Source organism: Megalodesulfovibrio gigas DSM 1382 = ATCC 19364, assembly GCF_000468495.1.
Classification (GTDB): Bacteria; Desulfobacterota; Desulfovibrionia; order Desulfovibrionales; family Desulfovibrionaceae; genus Megalodesulfovibrio; species Megalodesulfovibrio gigas.
In genome coordinates, this window is sequence record NC_022444.1 from 2,880,530 (window position 1) to 2,897,419 (window position 16,890).

18 protein-coding genes are annotated in these 16,890 nt (G+C 63.7%); 3 read left to right on the forward strand and 15 right to left on the reverse strand.

Annotation, left to right across the window (positions count from 1 at the left end):
• Nucleotides 1-47: 47 nt before the first annotated feature.
• The 5 genes from DGI_RS12575 to DGI_RS12595 all read right to left on the reverse strand — a co-directional run bounded on the left by DGI_RS12575 (nt 48) and on the right by DGI_RS12595 (nt 5,911).
• The gene (locus DGI_RS12575; RefSeq protein WP_051286311.1) at nt 48-1,388 is read right to left on the reverse strand and encodes a divergent polysaccharide deacetylase family protein; all 1,341 of its coding nucleotides are present in this window, start codon (nt 1,386-1,388) and stop codon (nt 48-50) included.
• A 228-nt stretch (nt 1,389-1,616) separates the two neighbouring features.
• A complete protein-coding gene (locus DGI_RS12580) occupies nt 1,617-2,885 on the reverse strand; it encodes a S41 family peptidase (RefSeq protein WP_021761479.1) in 1,269 nt (422 codons plus the stop codon).
• Between the two features lie 111 nt (nt 2,886-2,996).
• A complete protein-coding gene (locus tag DGI_RS18040; RefSeq protein ID WP_021761480.1) occupies nt 2,997-4,310 on the reverse strand; it encodes a murein hydrolase activator EnvC family protein in 1,314 nt (437 codons plus the stop codon).
• The gene (locus DGI_RS12590) at nt 4,307-4,927 is read right to left on the reverse strand and encodes an endonuclease III domain-containing protein (protein WP_456152268.1); all 621 of its coding nucleotides are present in this window, start codon (nt 4,925-4,927) and stop codon (nt 4,307-4,309) included. Before DGI_RS12590 ends, DGI_RS18040 begins: the two co-directional genes overlap by 4 nt.
• Before the next feature lie 102 nt (nt 4,928-5,029).
• Nucleotides 5,030-5,911, reverse strand: a complete 882-nt coding sequence (locus DGI_RS12595) for a 50S ribosomal protein L11 methyltransferase (RefSeq protein ID WP_021761482.1) — start codon at nt 5,909-5,911, stop codon at nt 5,030-5,032.
• A 372-nt stretch (nt 5,912-6,283) separates the two neighbouring features.
• Between DGI_RS12595 and DGI_RS12600 the strand changes: the two genes are divergently transcribed.
• Nucleotides 6,284-6,613 carry an RNA recognition motif domain-containing protein gene (locus DGI_RS12600; protein ID WP_021761483.1) on the forward strand — a complete coding sequence of 110 codons (330 nt, stop codon included), beginning with the start codon at nt 6,284-6,286 and terminating at the stop codon, nt 6,611-6,613.
• Nucleotides 6,614-6,821: 208 nt separating this feature from the next.
• Here the strand turns inward: DGI_RS12600 and DGI_RS12605 are convergent, their stop codons facing one another.
• The 3 genes from DGI_RS12605 to DGI_RS12615 are packed head-to-tail and all read right to left on the reverse strand — an operon-like array spanning nt 6,822 to nt 8,471.
• Nucleotides 6,822-7,658: a ThiF family adenylyltransferase gene (locus DGI_RS12605; RefSeq protein ID WP_021761484.1), complete on the reverse strand. Its 837-nt coding sequence runs from the start codon at nt 7,656-7,658 to the stop codon at nt 6,822-6,824.
• A gap of 1 nt (nt 7,659) precedes the next feature.
• Nucleotides 7,660-7,887 carry a MoaD/ThiS family protein gene (locus DGI_RS12610; RefSeq protein WP_021761485.1) on the reverse strand — a complete coding sequence of 76 codons (228 nt, stop codon included), beginning with the start codon at nt 7,885-7,887 and terminating at the stop codon, nt 7,660-7,662.
• 35 nt (nt 7,888-7,922) lie between these two features.
• Nucleotides 7,923-8,471 carry a hypothetical protein gene (locus tag DGI_RS12615; protein WP_021761486.1) on the reverse strand — a complete coding sequence of 183 codons (549 nt, stop codon included), beginning with the start codon at nt 8,469-8,471 and terminating at the stop codon, nt 7,923-7,925.
• 171 nt (nt 8,472-8,642) lie between these two features.
• Here DGI_RS12615 and DGI_RS12620 point away from each other — a divergent pair, with 171 nt between their 5' ends.
• Together DGI_RS12620 and DGI_RS12625 are read left to right on the forward strand one after the other, a co-directional pair.
• Nucleotides 8,643-8,933, forward strand: coding sequence for a hypothetical protein (locus DGI_RS12620; protein ID WP_021761487.1), 291 nt, complete (start codon nt 8,643-8,645; stop codon nt 8,931-8,933).
• A gap of 103 nt (nt 8,934-9,036) precedes the next feature.
• Entirely contained in the window at nt 9,037-9,417 is a 381-nt protein-coding gene (locus tag DGI_RS12625) for a hypothetical protein (RefSeq protein ID WP_021761488.1), read from the forward strand.
• Between the two features lie 320 nt (nt 9,418-9,737).
• Here DGI_RS12625 and secF read toward each other — a convergent pair whose 3' ends face one another.
• The 7 genes from secF to DGI_RS12660 form a co-directional block, all read right to left on the reverse strand.
• Nucleotides 9,738-10,796, reverse strand: a complete 1,059-nt coding sequence (gene secF, locus DGI_RS12630) for a protein translocase subunit SecF (RefSeq protein WP_021761489.1) — start codon at nt 10,794-10,796, stop codon at nt 9,738-9,740.
• An 11-nt stretch (nt 10,797-10,807) separates the two neighbouring features.
• Nucleotides 10,808-12,406 carry a protein translocase subunit SecD gene (gene secD / locus DGI_RS12635; protein WP_021761490.1) on the reverse strand — a complete coding sequence of 533 codons (1,599 nt, stop codon included), beginning with the start codon at nt 12,404-12,406 and terminating at the stop codon, nt 10,808-10,810.
• A gap of 96 nt (nt 12,407-12,502) precedes the next feature.
• The gene (yajC, locus tag DGI_RS12640; RefSeq protein WP_021761491.1) at nt 12,503-12,874 is read right to left on the reverse strand and encodes a preprotein translocase subunit YajC; all 372 of its coding nucleotides are present in this window, start codon (nt 12,872-12,874) and stop codon (nt 12,503-12,505) included.
• Nucleotides 12,875-12,913: 39 nt separating this feature from the next.
• Nucleotides 12,914-13,681, reverse strand: a complete 768-nt coding sequence (locus tag DGI_RS12645; RefSeq protein WP_021761492.1) for a GltB/FmdC/FwdC-like GXGXG domain-containing protein — start codon at nt 13,679-13,681, stop codon at nt 12,914-12,916.
• Nucleotides 13,681-14,775 (reverse strand): class II glutamine amidotransferase, encoded by a 1,095-nt coding sequence (locus tag DGI_RS12650; RefSeq protein ID WP_021761493.1) that lies wholly within the window; start codon nt 14,773-14,775, stop codon nt 13,681-13,683. Before DGI_RS12650 ends, DGI_RS12645 begins: the two co-directional genes overlap by 1 nt.
• 21 nt (nt 14,776-14,796) lie before the next feature.
• Complete coding sequence (locus tag DGI_RS12655; RefSeq protein WP_021761494.1) at nt 14,797-15,240, reverse strand: 4Fe-4S dicluster domain-containing protein; 444 nt, start codon at nt 15,238-15,240, stop codon at nt 14,797-14,799.
• A gap of 9 nt (nt 15,241-15,249) precedes the next feature.
• Nucleotides 15,250-16,773 carry a glutamate synthase-related protein gene (locus tag DGI_RS12660; RefSeq protein ID WP_021761495.1) on the reverse strand — a complete coding sequence of 508 codons (1,524 nt, stop codon included), beginning with the start codon at nt 16,771-16,773 and terminating at the stop codon, nt 15,250-15,252.
• Nucleotides 16,774-16,890 lie beyond the last annotated feature (117 nt).

Sequence of the window (16,890 nt, forward strand, 5' to 3'; positions counted from 1 at the left end):
TGACAATCTGCGAATTGTCCGGGGGTGTATTGGCAGCAGACCGCGCCCTACTGCCCGGACAGGGTGGCGGGATCGGCCAGGACATCCAGGTCCGAAAGGCTCACGGCGGTGATGCCCGGCCGGGGTGCGGCCGCCCAGCGGCGCAGGGCCTCAAAGGTTTCCGGGTGCGGATGCCCGATGGCAATGGCCTGCCCGTGCTGCAGGGCCAGGTGTTCGGCCTTGCGGATCTGGTGCAGGATGGTGGTGGCGTCCCGCACCACATCCAGAAACACGTCGCGCCGGTAGGTGGGCAGGCCCATGGCGCGGGAGGTCTGGGCCAGGCGGGAGCGCTCATGCGTCAGGGAGTCGAGCACGAACAGCCCCCGGCTGCGGATGACCTCCAGCGCCGGCCGCGTCAGCTCGGCCTGCTGCGTGAAGCGCGAGCCCATGTGATTGTTCACGCCCACGGCGTGGGGCACGCCGGCAAGGTTCACGGCCGTCAGCCGGGAAATGGTCTGGTCATCCATGCCCACCATCAGGGCATCCCGGCCAGGAGAGATCCGCAGATTCACGGGCTCCATGGGCAGGTGCACCAGCACTTCGCGGCCGGCGGCATGGGCCAGTTCGGCCACCTCGCGGGCATGTTCGGTATAGGGCAGGATGGAAAAGACCACCGGCGCGGGCAGGGCCAGCAGTTCCCGGGCCTGGGAAAGGCTTGCACCCATGTCGTCAATAACGATGGTCAGGCGTGCGCCTTCCACCGGCCGAAACGCCGGCGCGCGGGAGGACGACAGCACGATTTCATGCGTCAGGCGGTTCATGATCCGAATCCGCCACAGGGTCGGGCGCGCCAGCTCCAGAGAGGCGCGGGGCACCTGCCGGGCCAGAAGCGCCTGCAGGGTCTGGCGCAGGGCGGCGGCCCCCTCCTCCAGCCGCAGGGACAGGCGCTGGAACAGATAGCGGTGTTCCACGTCGGAATGCTGCCCCACTTCCAGCAACTCCAGACGCTCCGGCGGCAGGCCGTGCTGCTGCAGCGCCTCCAGCAGGGCGGCGTCCACCTGTCGCACCGTGAGTTCCATGGGCGCGCCCAGGGCTTCTTCAAAGGCGTCGGGATGCACCACAGGCCGGATGATCTTGGTGGGGGTATCCAGCGGATGGCCGTAGGACGCAAGAGGAGCCGGCGTGGCATTGACAAACGCGCCGGGCAGGACGGCGTGGCCGGGCGGACTGATCGGACTGATCGGCTTGCTCGGACTGGCCGGGCGGGGCGAAGTGGGCGGCGAAACAATGCGGGACTGCTCGAACACGCCAGGGGCCGCCGTGCCGGGAGCCACGCCGCTGGACGCGCCAGGGACCGCGCCCGGGAAGGCCGCCGTGTTGGCAGCCGAGGGCGGCACCGGCCAGAACATGACCCACGCCAGCGCCAGCGCGGCCCCAGACGCCAACAACACCGCCAGCAGCGCAGATGCCGACGCATGCGACAACAACACGCGCAAAAGAGAGGATGTTTTATTCACCACATTCACGGCTGGCGCGCCAGGACAGCGGAAGCCAGAACGTCTGGAATGGACAAGGCCGGGTCAGGAACTCCTGACCCGGCGCATGTACGTTGCACAGGCAACCACCCTGCGGCCGCCCTACTTGGGCCCAAAGCCCGCAGGGGGATTCTTGACAAACTGCAGGGCCAGGCGAAGCTGATTGTCTTTCTCCAGCATCTCCTGCACCTTGCTGGCCTGGGAGGCCGGATCGACCTTGTCCTTGCGGCCATTTTCCAGGTGCCGGGTCAGGTCCTTCTCGCGCATGTCGGCCAGGGAGTTCAGATCATCCGTCGCCAGGGGCACATGCATGTCCGGCTTGATGCCTTCGGCCTGGATGGTCCGGCCGCCGGGGGTATAGTACAGGGCCGTGGTCAGCTTCATGCCGGCGCCATCAGACAGGGGGATGATGGTCTGCACCGAGCCCTTGCCGAAGGTGGGTTCGCCGATGAGCAGCGAGCGCTTGTGATCCTGCAGTGCGCCGGCCACGATTTCCGAGGCGGACGCCGAACCGGCGTTGATGAGCGTCACCATGGGCACGGTGATGTCGTCGCTGGAGCGCGTGGCCGTGAAGTCCTTGCGATTGCGCTTGTCGCGGCCCTGGATATACACAATCATCCCCTCGGAGAGGAACAAGTCCGTGATGCTCACGGCCTGATCAAGCAACCCGCCGGGATTGTTCCGCAAATCCAGCACCACACCCTTGAGGGGCCGGCCCTTCTTGTGGTAGGCCGCCAGGGCGTTTTCCATTTCCTCGGTGGAATGCTCATTGAATTTGTTGAGCCGCAGATACAGGATGCCGTCTTCCAGCACCTCGCTCTTCACGCTGATGATGGGAATGGTATCCCTGAGGATGGAGACCTTTTCCGGGGTGCGGCTGTTCTTGTGCAGGATGGTCAGCAGCACTTCGGAGCCCTTGGGACCGCGAATGAGCTTCACGGCATCCACCAGACTCATGCCCTGGGTGGACTGCCCATCGATCTCCAGAATCAGATCGCCGGTGCGCAGGCCGGCGCGGAAGGCCGGGGTATCCTCAATGGGAGAAATGACGATGAGCCGGCTGTCCTTGGAGCCGATTTCGATGCCGATGCCCGAAAACTCGCCGGACGTACTGACCTGCATTTCGGAAAAGGCTTCCTTATCCATGTAGGCGGAGTGCGGATCCAGCTTTTCCAGCATGCCGCCTACGGCGCCTTCCACCAGTTCCTGGCGGTTCACGTCGCGCACGTAGTACGTTTCCACCATGTCCAGCACCTGGCTGAACCGCTTGAGGGGATCGTATCTGTTTTCCGCCTTGCCCTGGCCGTGTGCAGGAGGAACGGCCACGCACAGCGCAAGCAGCAGCGTGCAACAAATCAAACGAGGATGCATGAAATACGCCTCCATATGCGATGATGGGCCACAGTGCCGGACGGACGGATCATCCTGGCTGCGAAGACGCAGGCGGGGCTGCCGTGGGGCAACGCCGGACAGCTTGGCGGTTCACTTGCGAGCCGCCAGCCAAGTTTCCGGGTTAATGGCTTTTTGGTGAAAACGCAATTCGAAATAGAGCCCGGGTCCCTTAATCTCCGGATAGAAACCGCTCACGCCCACCACGTCGCCCATGGCAAGCTCCTGTCCCATCCGCACCTTACTTTCCGCCAAATAGGCGTACAGACTAAAGTAATCATCCCCGTGCATCAGGATGACCACCCGGCCGAAGCCGCGCAGGGTGTCGTCGTGCACCACCTTGCCTGCCGCCACGGCATGCACGCTGGCACCATCCGCCACCTTCATGGCCATGCCGCGCACGGGCGGGTTTGCCTGCGGCGTGAAGGATTTGGCCACCTCGCCGCCGGCCACGGGCCAGGGCATCCTGCCCTTGAGCTTTTCCACGGACAACCGGGCCAGATCGGCGGAGATGTCCAGCCGGGTGGACTTGGCTGCCGGAGCCGCCGGCTCCTTTGCGGCGTGCGTCGTTGGAGCCGGAGTCGGGGCCTCCCTGGGAGGACCCTTGGCCTGTTTTTCTTCCGCTTTGACTGACGGCGCGGGCACTGGCTCCAGCTTCTGTTCCAGGGTGTAATTGACGGACTTCACCGCCGCCAGAATCGCCCGCAACTCTTCTTCCGCCGTGCGCTTGTCCTTGCGCAACTCGGCCATGCGGGTGTCGAAGGCGACTTTTTTGGAAACCAGCTCGTCCTTGTGGGCATTGACGTCCTTGAGCTGCGCACGAGCGTCTTCCAGCACGGCCTGATGCGCCGCCAACCCCTCGGCCATAGGCGCCTTGAGCTCTTCCAGACGGACGATGCCTTCGGCAGCCACGTCGTACACCCGGGCCAGCCAAGTGAACTGGCGGTCGGCCTCTTCCCAGGAATCCAGATTGCGGCCGGCATGGGCCAGGTTCTGCACATGCACCGGCCACAGTCCGCCGAGCAACGCCGCCAGATCCCTGCCCACGGCCTCCTGCTTGCGCTCCAGCACGTCCAACTGCTTGCGCAGGCGTTTTTCCTCATCCAGGGCCTTGTTCAAGCTGGTTTCCGCCGCGCGCATGTCCTTCTCCAGGGCGGCGATTTCATCCGCGGCCTTGGCCAGGTCCTTGTGCAGGGCGCGCTCTTCCTCCGTCAGCCGGGCCAGCTCCTGTTCCTTTTCCTGGGCTTCCGCCGGTGCGGGCCCGGCCTGGGCCGGAACCTGGGCCGGAGCCTGGGCCGAAGACTGCGCCGGCGGCTTGGCACGGGGCTTGGCCGGCGCTGCCGCCAGCACGCCCGCCACCAGCAGCACCACGAGCACACCGCCCAGCACTGCCCACACGCGCCTCACAGAAACGCCTCCAGCGGACAGCCGGCGCACTGGGGCGTGCGTTTTTTGCAACAGCTGTTTCCCACACGCACCACCAGGGCGTGAAATTCATTGTACAGCGCCACGTCCTGGGGCAGGCGGTCCATGCAGTATTCCTGCAGTTCTCCATAGCGCACGTCCTCGGGGACCAGCCCATGCCGGTGGAGAATGCGCGCGGTGTAGGCGTCCACCACCAGGGTAGGCAGCCCCAGGGCGTACAGCAGAATGGAATCCGCTGTTTCAGGACCCACGCCCTTGACGGTCAGCAAATCCTGCCGCAGCGTGTCCAGCGGCTGCAGGGCAAGCTGATCCAGATCGAAACCGCAACGATCTTCCAGCCAGACCAGCAGATTACGCAGGCGTTTGGCCTTGACGCGAAAATGCCCCGCCGGCTGGATGTGCCGGGCCAGGACCTCTTCCGGAAGGGCCAGCAACGCCGGGCCGGAAAGCACACCCGCGGTATTGAGGGCGGTCAGGGCTTTTTCCACGTTCTTCCAGCTGGTGTTCTGGGTCAGCACGGCTCCCACCACCACCTCGAAGGCCGAGTCCGCAGGCCACCAGCCGGAAGGCCCCAGGGCCCCCAGCATGGCCTGGTGCATGGCCAGGAGATGTGCGCCGGACGTGTGCATAGTGTCTAAAAAAAATCTACCATGTTTATGTTTGCGGGGCAACCGCCGCGGCACCCTGCCCTGCCTCGTGCGTCAGGACCACACCAACGCCGACCACTCCCCGCTCGTCAGCACCTCCGGCGCAGGCAGCCCCAGGGCGGTATATGCGCTGGCAACGGCTTCGATCTGAATCGTCAACAGGCCGGAAAGCACCAGCGCCCCGCCAGGCTTGACCCGGGCCAGCAACCCCGGCGCAAGGTCGATGAGCGGCTCGGCCAGGATATTGGCCAGCACCAGATCAAACCGTTCGTCCCCGGCCAATCCGGGCAAGGCGTCCAGCCCGCCGGTATGCACGGCGAAGCGGTCCGTCACGGCATTGGCGCGAGCGTTCTCCACACCGTTTTCATAGGCTTCAGGATCAATATCCAACCCGATGCCGCTGCCGCCCAGCATGGCGCACCCAATGCCCAGAATGCCCGAGCCGGTGCCCAGGTCCAGAAACCGGAATCCCTGTGGCAGCTTGCCAGCGCGTTGCAACAGGGAGACCGCCTGCAGGCACATGGCCGTGGTGGGATGATGGCCGGTGCCGAAGGCCATTTTGGGATCAATAATAATGGCGTGGCGATCCCGGTACGGGTGCTCCTCCCGCATCCAGGGGGCCAGGACAACAAAATCGTCGCCGCAGAGCACCGCCGTGAAGAACTCGCGCCACGCCAGGGCCCAGTTGCGATGCGGGGTTTCGGCAAACGTCACCTCGCAATCCGGCAGGTGCTGCTGAAGCATGCCGGCCACCACGCGCAAGGGCGAAAGCTCCATGTGATGCAGCCGCAGGCGCACGGCATCGCCCGCCGGCTCCGGGAGCTCCTCCCAGCCAAGCTCCCAGCACGCGGCAAGCAGTCCCGCGGCCAGTTCAGCCTGTTGCGGGGAACACACCATATCCAATCGATGCAGTACGGCGGCCGGGGAATCGGGCATGGGGCAACACTTCCTCAATGATGAATGAAAAATAGATGTGCAACAGTACCGGGTTGTTGCATCAACAATGCGACGCCTGACGACGCAACGAACCTGCAACCAAATGCAACAACATGATTTTTCCTGCAATGTTTTTTTTCCAAAGACCCCGAAAAACCCGTCCGGGATGTTGACGTCCTTTGCGCAAAACACTATAAGACCCAACTAGCTTCAAGCGGCATGATTTGTGTTGCGTCCTGGACCGTGGCGGCAGTTGCGATCGATGATGGATGATGCGACGATGCGCACCCCCTTTGATGCGCTCCGACAGGTTTAGACCGATCTGCCCTGAACCATTTGAATTGCTGGATAAACCTTGAGGAGTGTTGATTCATGAAATTGTACGTTGGCAACCTGCCTTTCTCCGCCCAGGAAGACGAACTCAAGAACTATTTCGCCGCCTACGGCGAAGTGCGTTCCGTGAGCCTCATCGCTGACCGTGAAACCGGCCGTATGCGCGGCTTTGGCTTTGTGGAAATGGACGACGAAGGCGGCAAGGCTGCCATTGAAGCGCTGGACGGCAAGCCCTTCGGCGGCCGCAACCTGCGCATCAACGAAGCTCAGGAACGCGCCCCCCGTCCCGGCGGCGGTGGTGGTGGCGGTGGCTACGGTGGTGGTGGTGGCGGCGGCGGTGGCCGTCCTCCCCGTCGCAACAACTGGTAGCCGCTGCGCGTCTCACGGCGCACTCTACTGACGGCACCGCGCCGCATCCCTTCGGGGGTGCGGCGTTTTTTATGGCCTGCGTGCGGTGGAAAAAGGCGTTCCCCCGGAGCGTTCGTCAGAGCATTTTACTTTTGAAAAAGGGGTTCGGAGGAAGAACCTTTCTTCAGAAAGGTTTTCCCCCGAGAAATCTTTTCAAAGACACTGTGCGCTACAGCCGCACGGGCGTAAACGAGCCATCCGCCAGATCGAACACCAGCGCCGGCGTATCCTCCCCTGCCAGGCCCAGCAGGCAACGCACCGCCAGATTGGCCTGCAGGGAGGCGGCCACGGCCACGGTCCAGGCCGGGGTGCCCAGGGAATTTTCCGCACCGGCGCCGCCGCGGGCCAGCAGATCGCTCACGCCCTCGCGGTCCGGCCAGGCCACGGCCACATAGCCCGTGCTGCCAGCCACGGCCGCGGTCACCAGCGGAATGCCGGCCGCGCGGGCCGCGCGACGCAGGGCGGGCCGGTCATCCAGGCCGCCCAAGGCATCCACGACCAGTTCCGTCCCCTGCAGCAGTTCGGCCATGCCGGCTTCGTCCAGCATGCGGGGCCACGCCTCCAGCCTCACCGCCGGGTTGATGCGGGCCACGCGGTCCAGGGCAGCCTCCGTCTTGGGCCGGCCCACAAAGGCATTGGCCGACAGCAACTGCCGATTGAGGTTGGACGGCTCGAACACATCCCCGTCCGCAGCCCGAAGGAAGCCCACACCGGCGCGGGCCAACTGCTCCAGCACGTACCCGCCCAGGCCGCCCAGGCCCACCTGGGCCACCCGCGCATGGCACAGACGGCGCTGATCCGCCAACGAGATCCCATGGAGCTGCCGCAGATAGCGTTCCGGCAGGATGTCCCGGGCCAGGGCGGCACGGTCCAGATCCCCGGGATGCAGGCCCAGGGACTGCGCCAGCGCCAGACCCACGGCATGGGGCAGGATGCGCTGGGAGGTGCCGTCCGGCAGGGTCCGCCACTCCCAGGCCTGGGCCAACCGGGTCTGGACATCCGGCATGCTAGCCCCCGCCCACGGGGGGGAACAGGCCCACCCGGTCGCCATCCTGCAGCACGGCATCCGGCTCCACTGCCCTGCCATTGACAAAGCGCAGGGTGACTTCACCCGCCGGGATGCCCAGACGGGCCTCCACCGCAGCCAGGGTCTCCCCGGGCAGGATGGGGAAGGCGTCGCCATCCGTGGGTTGAAACGTATCCAGACTGGCATAGCATTTGAGCTGGATGGGCATGGACGCCTCCTGTGTACGGGGTGTCGGGGTGCGGATCAGCCGTTGCGCATCTGCGAGAGTTTGGGGCAATCCGCCTTGACATGGCAGATATCGCAGCTGCCCTGATACGGCGCATAGGTGAGCATGGCGTACTGGCGGCCGAGCATGGCGCCTTCCTGCCAGGGCACGCCGGCTTCGGCCAGGGCGGCGCGCAGTGGCTTGGTGGGCACGGGCACGGGAGCACAGGCGGATTCGGAAATGTCCGGCACGGCCTCGCGCAGGGCCGCCATCAGCAGGGACTGGGCCAGGGTGTTCAGGACAAACGCGCGCGAGGGAGAGCCTTCCCAGGCGGCGTTGACCTCGGCTTCCACCGGCGTCTCCAGCCAGACCAGCACATAGCCCTGGCGCTTGGCTTTCTCCTGCGTTTCGATGCGCAGCGCTTTGAGATGCGGCCCCCAGCCCGGCAGCACCTCTTCGATGACTTCGCCGGTGTCGTGATCCACACGGCGGCTCTGCGACAGCATCATATAGTCTTCCAGGCCAAAGTGAAAGGCCAGGGGCAATTCTTCAAGGGTGAACTGACGATCTGCATCGGCGGTGGGCATGCGCTATCCTTGGCAATTGGGGTGAAATGCGACCAGACAGGACTCTTCTTTACGACAGCCGCGCCCGCCCCGCAAGGGCAGCGGCTTTACTTCGGTCAACGAAGCGCGTATGGATTGAAGTGGCATACGGGGCACTGTGCGCCATGCATGAGAAGCAGAAGGGAGGCAGGCATGGGCATCATCGCCAGAACAGTGGAAACCAGCACCTTTGCGTTGGACATCCGCTCGCTGATGGACAACCTCCCTGCGCCCCTCATCCTGGGACCGGCGGATCAGCCCCATGTGGCGCCGCCGTACAGATCGCTGCTGGAACGCACCAGCGAGGTCCTTGAAAACCTTGCCGCCAGCGGCGACGCCCGGTATTCCGACGCAGCCTTTGCCGCCAGACATCAAGCCGCTGCGCCCGCTGCCCGCAGGTCCCCCGAATCCACGGAAGGGAATCTGCTGCAGGCCAGCGCCTGACGGTTCTGACAGCCCCCGGCAGCCTGCGAGGGCCGGTGTCTTTTTTATCAACATGCATCAAACCCCTGGCCGGCATGGACAGGGAAGACAAGGTGACGGCGCCATGGCCGAGGGTCCCAAATACCCCCTCAAGATCAAATACGAATACGTCGGCGCAGAAAACGTCCGCCCCTCGCTGGTCCACGGCGTGTGGGGCGGCATCAACGCCCACGGCGAGATTGAGCTGAATTTCTACACGGAGTCCGACAAGCTCCCGGAAACCTCGGAGCAGCTTGTGCATCCGGATGGCCAGGTGGGGCCGGAAATCGCCGCCCTGGACGAGGAAACCCGCTGTGTGGTGCGCCGCATCGATCAGCGCATCATCGTCAGCTACCAGACGGCTCGCGCCCTGCTGGACTGGCTGGACGAAAAAGTCCAGGCCCTGGAGCTGGAAGGCGAAGGCTCCCCGTACTTTTTCGACGAAGGCAAGGGACCGGCGCAGTAACACGCGCGTTCCCGCGGGGGGCCCGGAAGGCACCCGCCGCTGTTATTCGATACAGCACAACCATGACGGGCCGGCGATGGATCAACCAGATCACATCGCCGGCCCGACTGTTTTGTCAAAAGCGCGAAGCACGCGTTCCCGAGAAAGTATGAAGATTGGGCAAACTGCGTGAAAGAAGCAGCCGTTTAGCGCATTTTAATTTTGAAAAAGGACGTTGCGAGAGGGCAAACCTTTTTGCAAAAGGTTNAAAGGGGGTTCGGGGGAAGAACCTTTCTGCAGAAAGGTTTTCCCCCGAGGGCGCTTTTCAAAAACAACGGGCGCTACGCCGGCTGTTCGGTCGGGGCGTCCGCCTTGGGCTTGAGGGCCAGCAGGATGGCAGCCGCGATGAAGATGGACGAATATGTGCCCACACCAATCCCCACCAGCAGGGCCAGGGCGAAGTCGTGAATCACCCCGCCGCCGAAGAAGTACAGGCAGGCCACCACCAGCAGCGTGGTGCCGGAGGTGAGGATGGTGCGGGAAAGCGTCTGGTTGGCCGACTTGTTGATGACGGTTGCCAACGGCTCGCCCTTCATGGCCTTCAGATTTTCGCGGATGCGGTCGAAGACGATGATGGTGTCGTTGAGGGAGTAGCCGATGATGGTCAGCAACGCGGCGATGGTGGTCAGGTCGAACTCCTTGTCCAGCAAGGAGAAGATGCCGATGGTGATGATCACGTCATGCACCAGGGCCACCACCGCGCCCAGGGCATAATTGAGTTTGAGGTACAAACACAGGACCATGGACACGGCAATGAGCAGCACGGTCAGCCCGCCGGTGGGAATGCCGAACTGGTGGAACACATACACCGTGGCCATGAGTCCGCCGGCCATGGCGCCGGCAGCCCACCAGCGCTGCTCGAACCGGCCGGAGATGTACATGGAGATGAGCAGCACGGCGTAAAACATGGCTTCCATGGCCTTGTTGCGCAGATCCGCCCCCACCTTGGGGCCCACCATTTCCACGCGCTGCACTTCGTGGGCATTGTCCAGGCCGGCAAGGGCTTGGTCAATTTGGGTTTTCACCGCGTCGGTGGTCAGTTCGGTCTGCCCGCTGCGGATGAGGACCTCGTTGTCGCCCTCCTGGCCGAAGCTCTGGACCACCAGCCCGGGCAGACCGAGGGAGTCCAGTACCTTTTTGATGGCTTCCACATCGGGCGCTTTCTCGAACTTGGCCTGGATCATCAGACCGCCGGCAAAGTCGATGCCGTAGCGCGGTCCGCCCTTGAGAGCCAGGGAGGCCAGGCCCACCAGGAGCAGCAGCGCCGAAAGGCCAAGACAGATGAACCGCGCGCCGACAAAATCGATCTTGGGTTCTTGCTTAAAGAAACTCAGTCCCATGAGTCTGTTCCTTAAATGCTCTTACAGGCGTCGGGGCGTTTGGAGACCCAGAAATCCATCATGATCCTGGAGACGAAGACCGCCGTGAACATGGAGGCCAGAATGCCCAGGGTCAGTGTCACGGCGAAGCCGCGGATGGGGCCCGTGCCGAACTGGTACAGAATGACGGCCGCGATGACCGTGGTGAGGTTGGCGTCCACAATGGTCAGGGTGGCGCGGGAGAAGCCCTCATTCAGGGCCGCCCTGGGCGTGAGGCCCCGGCGCAGCTCCTCGCGGATGCGCTCAAAGATGAGCACGTTGGCGTCCACGGCCATGCCCAGGGTGAGGATGATGCCGGCGATGCCCGGCAGCGTCAGGGTGGCGCCAAAGGCCGCCATGCCGCCGAGAATCAGGTAGATGTTGAAGAACAGGCACATGTTGGCCACCATCCCGGCCATGCCGTAATAGATGGCCATGAACACGCAGACCGCCGCACCGCCAAGCATGGCCGCGGTGACGCCCTTGTCGATGCTTTCCTGCCCCAGGGAGGGGCCGACGCTGCGTTCTTCCAGGATGTGCACCGGCGCGGGCAGGGCCCCGGCGCGCAGCACGATGGCCAGATCCCGGGCTTCTTCCACGCTGAAGGAGCCGCTGATGGAGGCGCGGCCGCCGGAGATGCGCTCGTTGATGTTGGGCGCGGAATACACGACGCCATCCAGCACAATAGCCAGGCGGCGGTTCACGTTTTCGCCGGTCACCTTGTCGAAGAGCCGCGCGCCGGTGGGATCGAAGCGCATGAGCACCACGGGCCGGTTCATGTTGTCGAACCCGGTGGTGGCTTCCTCCACGTATTCGCCGGTCATCACCACGTCCTTTTCCAGGACAATGGGAATTTCGCGCTCAACGCCGTTGGGGAGCTTGTCTTTGAGGATGGCGAATTCCGCGCCGGGCACCATGCCCAGGCGGGCCTTTTCTGGGTCGGCGTCATCACGGACCAGCTTGAACTCCAGGTGCGCGGTCTTGCCGAGGATCTCGATGGCGCGCTCGCGCTCCTTGAGGCCGGGCAGCTGGATGATGATGCGATGATCGTCGCGCTGGGGCCGGATGTCCGGCTCGGCCACACCGAACTGGTCGATGCGGTTGCGGATGGTTTTCACCGCCTGATCCAGGGTCATGGCTTCGTAATAGCCGCGGGCGGCGGGCGTCATGCCCAGCACGTACCGGACGCGGCCATCAGGCAGGGCCACGCTTTGCTGGATGGCCAGGGAGGTGTAGTTTTCCTTGATCAGCGTCTCCAGCTCTCCCTGCTGCTCCGCCTTGGTGAGGACGAATTCCAGGGTGTTGGCCTTGGTGACGGTGGGCCGAAGGATGACGAGGCCTTTTTCGCGAGCTTCGTCGCGCAGGTCACGGCCACGGCGGGAAAGATTGTTCTCCAGCGCCTTGTCCATGTCCACCCCCAGGGTCAGGTGCATGCCGCCCTGAAGATCCAGACCCAGGTTGATGGTGCTGTCCGGCAGGACGGCAGACAAGGGGGAGTTGCGCACGCCTGAGAGCGTGGGAAGCAGATAAATGGCGCCCAGCACCGCCACAAACAAGGCGAGGCCGACGCGCCAGCGCAGGCTTTGCATCATGATGATGAACCTTCCTGGAAGGCCCGGCAGGAAGCCGGGCGGCGTGGAGGACGAAAGAAAACGCCCGACCGGGCTTCCCGGCCGGGCGCAGTGCTGCTACTTCTTTTCTTCGTCGCCCTTTTCTTTCTTCTTGGGAGACTTGTCCGGGTTGACCACCGTGGAAATGAAATTGCGATTCACTTTGATTTCCACGCCACCGGCGATTTCGAGGGTCAACACGTCTTCCGCGGTGCTGATCACCCGGCCGTAGATGCCGCCGCTGGTGAGCACATGGTCGCCCTTTTTGACGTTCGACAGGAGCTCTTTGTGCTCCTTGGCCTTTTTCTGCTGCGGACGGATGAGCAGAAAATAGAAAATGACGAACATGATGACGAGCGGGGCGAAGGCGGTGATGGGGTTGCCCCCGGCCGCTCCGTCGCCTTGCGGCGCCGCTCCCATGGCGTAGGCCACGCTTTCCCAAGAGAACATGGATGGCTCCTGCTGCGAATATCCGGCCCCGAGGGCCGGTTAGTTGGTCCCTACGTACATGTTGCCGTAGGGGCGATGAGTGTACGGCTTCACACGCAGGAAAGGTGCGTCAAGAATGGCCTCGGCGTCAAGCCCCAAAGCGGCTGCATAGTCACGAATCTGCACTTCCAGGAACGCGCGCTCGTCTGCATCCAGCTCCTTGGCTGCCAATCCGGCGCCCAACTGGTGGGCCGGCACTTCGCCCCGCACGTAAATCACGCCGCCATGCATGCCGGTGCCCAGGGACCGGCCGGTGATGGGCACCTCCGCCGGCTTGTCCGAAAACATGCCCAGCAGGATGATGGCGCCGCCGGCCATGTACTCGCCCAGAAAGTCCCCGGCCTTGCCGCCGATGACCAGCACGGGGAATTTTTCCATGTATGCCTTCATGTGGATGCCGCAGCGGTAGCCGGCATCGCCCTTGACGAAGATGCGGCCGCCGCGCATGGCATAACCCAGCACATCGCCCACCATGCCGTGGATGACGATTTCGCCGGCGTCCATGGTGTTGCCCACGCCGTCCTGGGCATTGCCGTAGACGGTGAGGTGCGGGCCGCGCATGAAGGCAGCCATGTCCTGCCCGGGCACGCCGTGGATGACGATATCAATATCTTCGCCATCCAGGGAGTTGCCGATGTAGCGCTGGCCGCGGACGTTGCACAGTTCGATGGCCTTGTGCCCGCTGCGGACGGCGGCGCGAATCTGCTCGTTGAGCTGCTTGTAGTACAGGCCCTCGGCATTGAGGACGAATCGGGAATCCGCAGCCATTACGCCTCCACCTCCGCAATCACAGGTTCACCGGCCTTGGGCGCCCAGATGCGATCCAGGTCGCGCTGCACTTCCCGAATGGAGCTTTCTTCGGAGGACATGAACACCATGTCGTCCTTTTCCGCCACCAGCAGGGGGCGCAGCTTCACGCGGTCGTTCAGGCCCATCATGGTGGTGTTGTTGGTGACGAGGATGGCGAACGGCCCGTTGAGCATGGCCGGCCCATAGACCATGCGCAGGGCGCGGAAGGCTTCCTGCTGGGCCAGGGGCATGCGGTCGATCTCGTCCCAGAAGGGCGGCGCGAAGATGTAGCTGGCCATGCGCAGGCTGAGCTTGTGCTTGCGGGTGAGCATGTCCAGCAGGTAGGCCACCACTTCCGTATCCGTGTGCAGGGTGCACAGGTAGTCGTGCTGGGCCAGGTAGCGGCGGTTGATGCCGTACGAGGAGATTTCCCCGTTGTGGACGATGGCCCAATCCAGCAGGGTGAAGGGATGCGCCCCACCCCACCAGGCCTGGGAGTTGGTGGGGAACCGGTTGTGGCCGGTCCAGATGTAGCCCTTGTATTCGTCCAGGCGGAAAAAGTCCGCAATGTCCTCGGGGAAGCCGACGCCCTTAAAGGCGCCCATGTCCTTGCCGCTGGAGAGGACAAAGGCGTCTTTGACATCCTTGTTGATATGCATGACCACGCTGACGATGTAGTCCGCCTCGGTGGCGTCCTTCCATTTGGGGCGGTCTGCCTTGGGGGTGAGGAAGAACCGCCAGACGATGGGCGGATTCTTGATGGCCAGGGTGCGGCGCGTGGGGATGGGCTGGCTTTCCTTGATGTCGAAGAAGGTCTTGATGACCGCCTCGGCGTTGTCCAGCCCTTCCTGTGTTTCGCACAGCATGTGGAAGGCGTAGCAGTCCTTGAACTCGGGGTAGATGCCATAGGCGGCGAACCCGCCGCCCTGGCCGTTGCCCCGGTCGTGCATGGTGCACATGGCCTTGATGGGCATGTCGCCGCCGATGGGGCCGCGCTTTTTGTGCAGCACGCCAAAGACGCCGCAGCCGGAGATGTCCTTATTGAAGTCCCAAAAACGTGCAGGCGCTTTCATGATGAGTACCAGTCTCCGTGATTAGCCGCGGTCTTCGAAGAGCAGGGCCTTGTTGGGGCAGGCGTCCACGCAGGCCGGGGCGCCGCGTTCCTGGCACATGTCGCATTTGACAATCTTGCCGGCCTGCATGTTGCGATGGATGGCGCCAAACGGGCACGCCATCAGGCAGGACCAGCAGCCCACGCATTTGTCCGCATCGTACACGGTGTTGCCCGTGGCGGGATCCTTGATGAGCGCGCCGGAAATGCACGCCGCCACGCACATGGGGTTTTCGCAGTGCCGGCACGAAAGCGCCACGCACGCGGCGCCACGCTCGTACACTTCCTTGCAGGAGGCCAAGCCGTGCTTGCGCTCCTCCCGCATGGCGATGATGAGATCCTTGGACTTGGAATGGGCTGTGATGCACGCCAGCTCGCAGATGCGGCAGCCGATGCAGTAGTCCTTTTGCGGATAGATGCGTTTCATCTGCGCTCCTTACTGGCCGGCGGCCTTCACGCCCAGGGTGTCCAGCTCAATCTGGTTGAGCCCGATGCCGCGCAGCTTGTCCGTATTGCCGCGCAGGCTTTCGATGGAGTTGAGCCCCATGCCGCCCAGCATTTCCTGGATCTCATGGCCCCAGGCCTTGACGAGATTGGCCAGGCGCTTGGCTGCCACGTCCGGGTTCTGGCGTTTCTTAAGCCGGGCTTCGTTGGTGGCGATACCCCAGGGGCACTTGCCGGTGTAGCAGCGGCCGCACATGGTGCAGCCCACAGCGATGAGCGCCGCAGAGCCGATGTACACAGCGTCCGCGCCCAGGGCGATGGCCTTGACCACGTCCGCCGAGCAGCGGATGCCGCCGGACGCCACCAGGGAGGCCCGGTTGCGGATGCCGTCGTCACGCAGGCGGCGGTCCACCGCAGCCAGACACAGCTCGATGGGCAGGCCCACGTTGTCGCGGATCATGGTGGGCGCCGCGCCGGTGCCGCCGCGGAAGCCGTCGATGACCACGATATCCGCCCCGGCCCGCACAATGCCCGAGGCGATGGCCGCGGCGTTGTGCACGGCGGCAATCTTCACGGACACCGGCTTGGTGTATTCCGTGGCTTCCTTGAGGGCATAAATGAGCTGGAGCAGATCCTCGATGGAGTAGATGTCATGATGCGGCGCCGGGGAGATGGCGTCGGACCCCAGGGGGACCATGCGCGTCTTGGAGACTTCCTCGTCGATCTTCTCGCCCGGCAGGTGCCCGCCGATACCCGGCTTGGCGCCCTGCCCCACCTTGATTTCGATGGCCGCACCGGCATTCAGATAATCCCGATGCACGCCAAACCGGCCGGACGCCACCTGCACGATGGTGTTCTTGCCGTATTTGTACAGCGTCTGATGCAGGCCGCCTTCCCCGGTATTGTAGTAAATGCCGGTTTCCGTGGCGGCCAGGGCCATGGCCTTGTGCAGGTTGAAGTTGATGGCCCCGAAGCTCATGGCGCCGAACATGATGGGAAACTCCAGCGTCAGCTGCGGCGCGAGTTTCCCCTTGAGGCATGGGCCTTCGGGGGTTTCTTCAAACTCCAGCATGTCCGGCTTGGAGCCGAGGAACGTGCGGGTCTCCATGGGCTCGCGCAGCGGGTCGATGGAGGGGTTGGTCACCTGGCTGGCGTCCAGCTGGAGCTTGTCCCAGTAGATGGGCTTGTCCTGGGGACAGCCGCAGCCGGAAAGCAGCACGCCGCCGGTATCCGCCTGCTTGAACAGGTTCTTGATGTACGTTCCTGTCCAAAGACTGTTGGGGCGGAACTCGGCCGGGTTGAGGCGCACGGTGATGCAGGCTGTGGGGCACAGGGCCTCGCAGCGGTGGCAGCCGATGCATTTGCTGGAATCGTGCATCACCTGCTGGCGGGCATCATCCCAATAATACACATCATAGGGACACTGCCGAACGCAGACTTCACAGTTGATGCACTTTTCCTTGTCCCGTTCGACAAGGAAGTCATGGAACGATTGGCTGATGGGCTTGAACAGCAAGGCCGCCCTCCTCAAATGCGTGTTTCATTGCACGCAGAGCATCCGAAGGCGCAGGGCATCCGGTTGCCTGCTGCGGCCCGGTTTCTTGCGTGGGGAAAAGTTCGTACTCTCAAAGAA

Excerpts from the sequence above, each read along its gene's own strand:
- DGI_RS12575 (WP_051286311.1), bottom strand. The coding sequence starts at position 1,388 with ATGTTCTGGCCGGTGCCGCCCTCGGCTGCCAACACGGCGGCCTTCCCG.
- DGI_RS12580 (WP_021761479.1), bottom strand. The coding sequence starts at position 2,885 with ATGCATCCTCGTTTGATTTGTTGCACGCTGCTGCTTGCGCTGTGCGTG.
- DGI_RS12590 (WP_456152268.1), bottom strand. The coding sequence starts at position 4,927 with ATGCACCAGGCCATGCTGGGGGCCCTGGGGCCTTCCGGCTGGTGGCCT.
- DGI_RS12595 (WP_021761482.1), bottom strand. The coding sequence starts at position 5,911 with ATGCCCGATTCCCCGGCCGCCGTACTGCATCGATTGGATATGGTGTGT.
- DGI_RS12600 (WP_021761483.1), top strand. The coding sequence starts at position 6,284 with ATGAAATTGTACGTTGGCAACCTGCCTTTCTCCGCCCAGGAAGACGAA.
- DGI_RS12605 (WP_021761484.1), bottom strand. The coding sequence starts at position 7,658 with ATGCCGGATGTCCAGACCCGGTTGGCCCAGGCCTGGGAGTGGCGGACC.
- DGI_RS12610 (WP_021761485.1), bottom strand. The coding sequence starts at position 7,887 with ATGCCCATCCAGCTCAAATGCTATGCCAGTCTGGATACGTTTCAACCC.
- DGI_RS12615 (WP_021761486.1), bottom strand. The coding sequence starts at position 8,471 with ATGCCCACCGCCGATGCAGATCGTCAGTTCACCCTTGAAGAATTGCCC.
- DGI_RS12620 (WP_021761487.1), top strand. The coding sequence starts at position 8,643 with ATGGGCATCATCGCCAGAACAGTGGAAACCAGCACCTTTGCGTTGGAC.
- DGI_RS12625 (WP_021761488.1), top strand. The coding sequence starts at position 9,037 with ATGGCCGAGGGTCCCAAATACCCCCTCAAGATCAAATACGAATACGTC.
- secF (WP_021761489.1), bottom strand. The coding sequence starts at position 10,796 with ATGGGACTGAGTTTCTTTAAGCAAGAACCCAAGATCGATTTTGTCGGC.
- secD (WP_021761490.1), bottom strand. The coding sequence starts at position 12,406 with ATGATGCAAAGCCTGCGCTGGCGCGTCGGCCTCGCCTTGTTTGTGGCG.
- yajC (WP_021761491.1), bottom strand. The coding sequence starts at position 12,874 with ATGTTCTCTTGGGAAAGCGTGGCCTACGCCATGGGAGCGGCGCCGCAA.
- DGI_RS12645 (WP_021761492.1), bottom strand. The coding sequence starts at position 13,681 with ATGGCTGCGGATTCCCGATTCGTCCTCAATGCCGAGGGCCTGTACTAC.
- DGI_RS12650 (WP_021761493.1), bottom strand. The coding sequence starts at position 14,775 with ATGAAAGCGCCTGCACGTTTTTGGGACTTCAATAAGGACATCTCCGGC.
- DGI_RS12655 (WP_021761494.1), bottom strand. The coding sequence starts at position 15,240 with ATGAAACGCATCTATCCGCAAAAGGACTACTGCATCGGCTGCCGCATC.